This window comes from Microcystis sp. M_QC_C_20170808_M3Col (genome assembly GCF_007095505.1).
Classification (GTDB): domain Bacteria; phylum Cyanobacteriota; class Cyanobacteriia; order Cyanobacteriales; family Microcystaceae; genus Microcystis.
In genome coordinates this window covers 1-8,425 of the sequence record NZ_SFBY01000091.1, presented here as the reverse complement: position 1 = coordinate 8,425, position 8,425 = coordinate 1, and the positions used below count along the sequence as shown (strand labels likewise).

The 8,425-nt window shown below is 44.7% G+C and carries 7 protein-coding genes; all 7 read right to left on the bottom strand.

Annotated features, from left to right (window positions below):
• Positions 1-363: 363 nt before the first annotated feature.
• Complete coding sequence (locus EWV84_RS04805) at positions 364-1,407, bottom strand: HsdM family class I SAM-dependent methyltransferase (RefSeq protein ID WP_287076777.1); 1,044 nt, start codon at positions 1,405-1,407, stop codon at positions 364-366.
• 79 nt (positions 1,408-1,486) lie between these two features.
• Complete coding sequence (gene gltB / locus EWV84_RS04800) at positions 1,487-6,061, bottom strand: glutamate synthase large subunit (protein WP_287076775.1); 4,575 nt, start codon at positions 6,059-6,061, stop codon at positions 1,487-1,489.
• Between the two features lie 209 nt (positions 6,062-6,270).
• Positions 6,271-6,618 (bottom strand): DUF5615 family PIN-like protein, encoded by a 348-nt coding sequence (locus tag EWV84_RS04795; protein ID WP_002766840.1) that lies wholly within the window; start codon positions 6,616-6,618, stop codon positions 6,271-6,273.
• A complete protein-coding gene (locus EWV84_RS04790; protein ID WP_287076773.1) occupies positions 6,615-6,896 on the bottom strand; it encodes a DUF433 domain-containing protein in 282 nt (93 codons plus the stop codon). The genes EWV84_RS04795 and EWV84_RS04790 overlap by 4 nt, the downstream gene beginning before the upstream one ends.
• Before the next feature lie 84 nt (positions 6,897-6,980).
• Positions 6,981-7,151, bottom strand: coding sequence for a hypothetical protein (locus tag EWV84_RS04785; RefSeq protein ID WP_287076779.1), 171 nt, complete (start codon positions 7,149-7,151; stop codon positions 6,981-6,983).
• An 86-nt stretch (positions 7,152-7,237) separates the two neighbouring features.
• Entirely contained in the window at positions 7,238-7,609 is a 372-nt protein-coding gene (locus tag EWV84_RS04780; RefSeq protein WP_287076772.1) for a HepT-like ribonuclease domain-containing protein, read from the bottom strand.
• Positions 7,602-7,901 carry a nucleotidyltransferase family protein gene (locus tag EWV84_RS04775; protein WP_287076771.1) on the bottom strand — a complete coding sequence of 100 codons (300 nt, stop codon included), beginning with the start codon at positions 7,899-7,901 and terminating at the stop codon, positions 7,602-7,604. Before EWV84_RS04775 ends, EWV84_RS04780 begins: the two co-directional genes overlap by 8 nt.
• Between the last annotated feature and the right edge of the window lie 524 nt (positions 7,902-8,425).

Genomic DNA, 8,425 nt, shown 5'->3' with positions numbered 1-8,425 from the left:
AAATAAAGCTTATTAAAAGAATAAGTTATGGATTTACCAATTTTGAACATCTTCGACTTAAGCTGTTTGCTTGCTTTAATTCATAACAAAAATTAACACACGAAAACCAGAAGAGCCAATTATCTTCTAGTACAAAGGTTAATAGTTCTCCTTTTGGAATGTTTTTATATTCGATCGGTGCAAAATGACAGGAACTAATATCGCATTTATGATTGATAATTTTTTGAATATCAACAAAATCTGATAGAGTATAACCTAAGTCATTCTTTTTGTAATGATAGGGATTCCAGATACCTGCTTCTATCTTACAGGTATCTACTATTGTAAAAAAAGTATGCCCGTTTTTTTTCATTGTTTTTATACTTAAATACCGAGAACTTTGGCGACTTCCTTGTTTTCTAGCAATTTTTTTAGATCGTTGCTTTCTGTCTTTTTTTGCTGATTGTTCAGGGGGATGCCAATTGAAGAAATATTAGAAAAAATCGTCTTTTTATTTATTGTATTTTTACTTTTTTTGTCCAAGACAATAATATCGGCACGAGTCGTGGTATTTGAAGTTGATTGAAAAACGCCTTCAGGTAATATTATAACGGCGGTTAATAACCAACTTCTCTCGACACTTTGACGTAACTTTTCATACTCTTTATTCGAGATAATTGAATGAGGCAAAAGACAAACTAAACGTCCGTCAGGCTTTAATAACTCTAGAGCTAAATCAATAAATAGAGCATCGCTATTTCTATAGCCTAAATTGAATAAGTCGCTTTGAGATTCTAACAAGTCTATTGGCAGTGAAAACGGTGGATTTGCTACAATGTAATCTACTTGACCAAATAGTGTTTGAATTTCTTGATCGGGGTGATAAATATTCGAGGTAAATCGAGAAATCTTTTGACTCTTATTGACATTTATTTTTAAAACTAATTCCGTTAAACAAACCAACATCTCATCTACATCATTGGCAATGAGATGACAAGGTGTACATTGCCAACGTTCTCCAGCTTCTTTTAAAAAAGTTCCACTGCCACAAGTAGGATCCATTATTAAAGCATCCGATTTAATAGGAAGCATACTGACCATTTGTTCTGCTATTGCGTGTGGGGTAAAAAACTTTCCCGTAATATCTCGAAATCTTTTAGCCAAAAAATACTGATAAAAAATCGGTAGATTTTTCCCATTAATATCTTTTTTGATATGACAATGAATTTTTTCCTGAAGAGTCTTGTCTTGAAATACAATTTCTGATACACACCGCCCTTTCGTAATAATCTTAGCAAGCTTTTTAGTAGTTTCAATGGCAAAAACATCAATGTAAGAATAGGCAATTACATTGAATACATCTTCCCCTTCATAGCCAAACTGTCTAAAAGCTAACTCTATATCTTTAAGAATTTTAGTTTCTAACATTTTTTTACTAGCAAACAGTATCTTGAAGATTTGAATATTAAGAAAAGTTTAAGGGGCTTATTCAGCCCCCCATGAAACCCTAACTACCGCCAATCCTTGCCACATCGCGTGCATTAGCTTCAAAAGCCGCATCGAGGGCAGAATCACCAGTTAAACCCGAATCTAACGCCTCTTTAATACACTGCAACATCCGCTTATAATCCTTGGGCATTACTTTAACAAACTTGGGCAACATTTCCGACCAATTTGCTAAAACCAGTGCCGCTTTTTGACTATGGGTGTAATCAGCATGACGTTGAATTAACTCGCGTAAATCGTCGATTTCTTCCCCTTCTAGCGCCTCTAAAGCTACCATTTGGGTATTGCAACGAGTGGCGAAATCCCCCGACTCATCGAGGACGTAGGCCACACCACCACTCATTCCGGCGGCGAAATTGCGACCGGTGGGCCCTAAAACAACGACTTTACCCCCCGTCATGTACTCGCAAGCGTGGTCGCCAACGGACTCAACCACCGTAATCACCCCAGAGTTACGCACCCCAAAACGTTCCCCGGCAACCCCAGAAATATACACCTCACCACTGGTCGCACCGTATAAAGCCACGTTACCGATGATAATATTCTCCTCGGCCACAAAAGTGGAACCTTTGGGCGGATAAACGATGATTTTGCCACCGCTTAAACCCTTACCCACATAATCATTAGCATCCCCTTCTAACTCCAGTGTCACTCCTTTGGGAACAAAAGCACCGAAACTCTGCCCCGCGCTGCCCTGAAAATGGAGATGTACGGTATCTTCCGGTAAACCCTCCCAGTGACGTTTAGTGATTTCGTTGCCTAAAATCGTCCCCACCACGCGGTTAATATTTTTAATCGGTAGTGTCGCTTTGACTTTTTCGCCTTTTTCAATGGCATCTTTGCATAAATCCAGTAAAACTGTTAGATCCAAGGACTTATCTAAACCGTGGTCCTGGGGAATCTGACAATAACGTCCTACCTCTGGCTCTACCTCCGGTTGATAGAGAATCGGAGTTAGGTCAATTCCTTTCGCTTTCCAATGTTCTACAGCCTGTTTCGGCTCTAATACATCAGTTCGCCCCACCATTTCATTTAAGGTGCGGAATCCCAATTCGGCCATAATTTCCCGCACTTCCTGGGCGATAAATTTCATGAAATTCACCGTATATTCAGGATCCCCGATGAAATTCTTCCGTAATAACGGATCTTGGGTCGCTACCCCCGCCGGACAGGTATTAAGATGACAAACCCGCATCATAATACAGCCTAACGTTACCAGTGGCGCGGTCGAAAAACCGAATTCTTCGGCCCCCAATAGGGTCGCTACCACCACATCGCGGCCGGTTTTCATCTGACCATCGGTTTCCACCGCAATGCGACTGCGAAGATTATTTAACACCAATGTTTGATGGGTTTCTGCTAGTCCCAACTCCCAGGGTAAACCCGCGTGTTTAATCGAGGTTTGGGGAGATGCACCGGTCCCACCATCGAAACCAGAGATTAAAACCACGTCTGCGTGAGCTTTAGCGACTCCGGCGGCGATTGTACCGACTCCCACCTCAGAAACCAGTTTTACGCTCACTCTCGCCGCACGATTGGCATTTTTTAGGTCATGAATCAACTCCGCTAGGTCTTCAATGGAGTAGATATCGTGGTGGGGTGGGGGAGAAATTAAACCGACTCCGGGGGTGGAGTGACGGACTTTGGCAATCCAAGGATAGACTTTTTTACCCGGTAATTGACCGCCTTCGCCCGGTTTTGCCCCCTGGGCCATTTTTATCTGCAATTCTCGCGCTTGGGAGAGGTAAAGACTGGTGACACCAAAACGGCCGGAAGCCACCTGTTTAATGGCACTATTTTTCGAGTCTCCCTGTTCATTTGTCCAAGTGTAGCGCTCGGAATCTTCGCCCCCTTCCCCGGTGTTCGACTTGCCACCGATACGATTCATGGCAATAGCGAGGGATTCGTGGGCCTCTTTGGAAATGGACCCGTAACTCATGGCCCCGGTTTTAAAGCGTTTCATAATCGCTTCAATCGGTTCCACTTCTTCGATGGGGATACTTTCCCGGTTTTTAAAGGTTAATAGTCCCCGCAGGGTGAAGAATTTTTGATTCTGTTGGTTGACCAGTTGGGAATACTGCTTAAAGAGGTCGTATTTGCCCAATTTTACCGCTTGTTGCAGGGTATGAATGGTTTCTGGGCTAAAGAGGTGCGCTTCCCCGTCCTTACGCCATTGATATTCACCGCCAATATCGAGGGTATGCACGTTCACGTCCCGGTCGGGGAAAGCGTGGCCATGTCTGAGTAGGGATTCTTTGGCAATAATTTCTAAATCGGCCCCTTCAATGCGGGAAGCTGTCCAAGTAAAATAGCGATCGACTACCGATCGATTTAAGCCGATAGCCTCGAATATTTGCGCTCCACGGTAGCTTTGCAGGGTAGAAATGCCAATTTTAGAGGCCACTTTAATTACGCCCTTGGTGGCGGCTTTTATGTAGTTTTTACAGGCGGTTGGGTGGTCAACTCCTACCAATAATCCTTCCTCGATCATACTGCCGAGGGTGGCAAAGGCTAGATAGGGATTAATCGCACCGCAACCATAACCGAGGAGAAGGGCGTAGTGATGCACTTCCCGGGGTTCGCCCGATTCTAAGACAAGGCCGACTCTGGTGCGGGTTCCCTGCCGGATGAGATGATGGTGTAAACCGGCAACGGCCAGCAGTGAGGGAATCGGGGCGTGATTTTTATCGATACCTCGATCGCTTAAAATAATAATGCTCGCGCCCGCTAAAATTGCCTCGTCCACCTCTTGACAAATTGCCTCAATTGTGCTACGCATTCCCTCGACTCCCGAAGTGGGATCGAAGAGAATGGCAATAGTAACGGTTTTAAATTCGCTATTGCCCTGTAAACGAGCTAATTGGGCGTTAGTGAGGATGGGAGAGTTAAGTTTAATCAGGTGAGAGCTTTCTGGCTGCGGATCCAAGAGATTTCTTTCCGCACCGATAGTGGTGATGGGAGAGGTGATAATTTCCTCGCGAATCGAGTCAATCGGGGGGTTAGTGACTTGGGCGAATAACTGCTGAAAGTAATCATAAAGCAGTTTTGGCCGATCGGACAAGACGGCTAGGGGCGTATCGGAACCCATGGAACCCACTGCTTCCACTCCATCCCGGCCCATGGGGGCTAATAAAAGACGTAATTCCTCAAAAGTGTAACCGAAAGCGGTTTGCTGTTGAATTAGGGAAACAGGAGTTTCAGGTGAGGCAGTTTCCACAGCCGGTAAATCGTCTAAATTGACTAAATTTTCGTTTAACCACTGGCGATAGGGATGAGCTTTGGCAATACCTTCTTTTATCTCCTCGTCGGCCACGATACGACCTTCTTTCATATCCACAAGGAACATCCGGCCGGGTTGCAGACGACCTTTAAAAGCGACGCGTTCCGGTTCAATGGGTAAAACTCCCGCTTCCGATGCCATAATTACTAGGTCATCCTTGGTGACGTAGTAACGGGAAGGACGTAAACCATTGCGGTCTAACACTGCTCCCATCATCGTACCATCGGTAAAAGCGATCGAGGCCGGACCATCCCAGGGTTCCATCAAACAGGAATGGTATTCATAAAAAGCTTTTTTCTCATCACTCATCGATTCGTGGGCTGCCCAGGGTTCAGGAATCATCATCATGACAGCGTGAGGAAGAGAGCGCCCCGATAAAACCATTAATTCTAGGGCATTATCAAAAATTAAGGAGTCACTACCCTCGATATTAATGACTGGCTGGATTTTTTTGATGTCTTCCCCGAACAAGGGTGAGGCAAACATCGACTGACGGGCGTGCATCCAGTTAATATTACCTCGCAGGGTATTAATTTCGCCATTGTGGGCAATATAACGGTAAGGGTGGGCGCGTTCCCAACTGGGGAAGGTATTGGTACTAAAACGAGAATGGACTAATCCTAAAGCGCTTTCAAAGTCGGGGTCGTGTAAATCGGGAAAATAGTCCCCCACCTGTACCGGCATTAATTGCCCTTTATAGACAATGGTACGACTAGAAATACTGCAAGGATACCAGTAACGATTAAAGGATTGACGACTGAGGTGGGAACGTTTGCGAATAACGTATAATTTGCGTTCAAAGGCCAGATCATCACTTAAATTGGCATTGCGTTCGATGAAAACCTGTTCGATAAAGGGTTCGGTAGATTTGGCCGAATTGCCCAAACTAGAGTTATCCGTGGGAACATCACGCCAACCGAGAACTTTTAACCCCTCTTCGGCGGCGATTTTCTCGAATTGCTGCCGACCTTTCTGGCGAATTTCGGCATCAGGGGCCGTGTAGAGCATTCCTACCCCATATTGTCCCGCTGCCGGTAAGGTAAAGCCTAGATTACTGGTCACTTTCCGGAAAAATAGGTCGGGGATTTGGCACAAAATACCCGCTCCATCTCCGGTATTTTTTTCCGCACCGCACGCGCCACGGTGATCGAGGTTTAGTAAAATTGTTAAGGCTTGTTCAACAATATCGTGGGACTTTTTACCCGTTTTATGAACGATAAAACCGACACCACAAGCATCATGTTCGAATTGGGGATCGTATAGTCCTTGTTTCCGTGGAGTTTGATTGTTATTCATTTTGTCTAATAGCCTAGCAGTCTGGAAGGGAATGGCCTAGAGGGTGAGCCAGAGTAGCGATTCTAGGTATATCAATTCTGTATCCAGACTGGACCTTCGGTCTTATATCTTAAGGAAATGTTTCGATGTCACAAGGGTTCCTTTACACCGAATCCAACTTCCGACCATTCTAGAACCTAAAAATGGGTCACGGCGATTTTTCTTGGCGATTAAATATATCGAACTTGGTTTCGCATTTCGTCCGCAGTCACTCGATCAAGAATAACGAGTAAACGGTTCGCCATCTCTCGCGGAGGGCGACGGACGGCGAAAATCACCCCGTAATGGGTTCGATTGGCATCGAAGTAATCGCGAACCAGTTCTTCAAAATCGGTTCGGTTGTGAGTGACTAAGGTTCTTCCCTGACTCACCGCGTGAGCGAGTTGTGCTTTATCTGTGGCGTTAAGTTGTCCCGCATCCCTCGCAGTAATCGCGTCAAACCCCCTCGCTCTCAACAACTCGGCGATTAAAACGTTAACATCTTCATCTAGATAGAGACGGATAAAGAGATTATTCACGAATTTTTTAGCAGCGGATCGATTAAGTCGTCGGGAATGCGGTTACGCTCGATATAAGCGTTAATTTCCTCTAGATGGTCGCTGTAATAGGTCAACGCACTGAAAATCTGACTTAACGTCAGATGGGGCATTCCTAGGGGGATTTCTTCGGGAGCGACTCCCAGACGCCAAGTTTCGACGATGGCGCGGACGGGTGTACGCGTTCCTTTGATAATTGGTTCCCCGCGTAAAATCTCGTCGTCTCGAACGATGTAGAGATATTCGGTCGCTTGAACCATCGCGGTTTTCTGGAGTGGATATCGTTTAGTTTATCGTATCGATCGAACCCCTGACTATTCCCAATAAATATCGGTTCGGTTACTTCAGCCACCCGCTCTCACTTGCGGCGATTGTTTCGCTCTCTCTCTCCATTTTTTAGAATTTTCCGTAATTACCTCGCCCATTGTTCGGGCTTTTTCCGCCGCATCCCGTGCCATTTCCAGAATTTCCTCTAGTTCTCGTTCATTTAGTCCTGTTTCTTTCTCTTCTATCACCCTAAACCCTCCAAGCGATTTTTAAGCTTATCAAAAATGTCGGGGTGAAGACCGAGCGGAGCGGTTTGATTGGGACATTTCGATAATTACAAGAGGTCGTGACGTATTTTCCCGAGTACCCGCTTCAAAATCTCCAGATCCTCCCTACAAATCCGATAAATTTCCTCCGGATCGATGTCAAAATAATCGTGGGCGAGAATATTTCTGATTCCCTTAATCTCCGACCAGGGAATTTCCGGGTAGCGATTCGCTAAACTCTCTCCCATTAGCCGATCGAGTCTTCTAATATTTTCACTAATTGCGATCAACATCATACTAATGCCATCCAATCGATCGAGTCCATCATCATCGGCGATGAAATCATCGGCTTTTTGAATCTGGGTAAATCGCCGCTCGATCCGGCGGATCGCCTCTTCAAGCTCTAGTAATAACTCGAATAGAAGCGATCGATCACACATAGATAGCCTCTCGATCGATCCGCGCCTTGAGGTAAGGATTCAGGGAATCCCGATAGCGGATCACGTCCACTTCCCGTCCGAATAGTTTCTCTAGTTCGGCTTTCAGTCTGACTCTTTTAAGCAGATCGGGGGGCATACATACCACTATATCTATATCGCTCGTCGGTCGGTTTTCCTCTCTGGCTACCGAGCCGAAAATACCGATTCGATCGAGCGCGTATCGTTCCTCCAGTTCGGGTTTCAGGGTTCGTAAACGTTCCAATATCTCGTTGGCAGTGATTTTATCTACCATCCAATTTATAGCCTACTGATTTAGCGATCAACAATCTTCAGTTTAGCGCGATCGGCAACAGAAGCCACTAGGGTAGTCGAAGGAAAGTCTTCCCATAGCTACTTAGTAAGTGTGTTCGCATTAACTATCCGGAAATTATTAGAAGTAGTAACAATATCATTATCAGCCTATTGTGTCAATCCTTGAAATATTTGTATTATTTATATCCTGTCGCTCTTTCAATTACCTGATTCGAGGTTCGGGATCGCTCCTATAATCGAAGAAATACTCGATCGCTATCTCGATCCCCTTCGATCAGTTCTTTCCGCTCTTTCTCTCCATTTTTTTGAATTTTCCGTAATTACCTCGCCCATTGTTCGGGCTTTTTCCGCCGCATCCCGTGCCATTTCCAGAATTTCCTTCCCGTTCATTAGACCTCTTGCATAATTTTTTTATGGTATAATATAAGGTTTTGCTTTTTTCTCAATTCTTAGATTGAAGTGGAAAAAAGAATAAAATGTGATCTTAGGTCAGGAAATCATCTA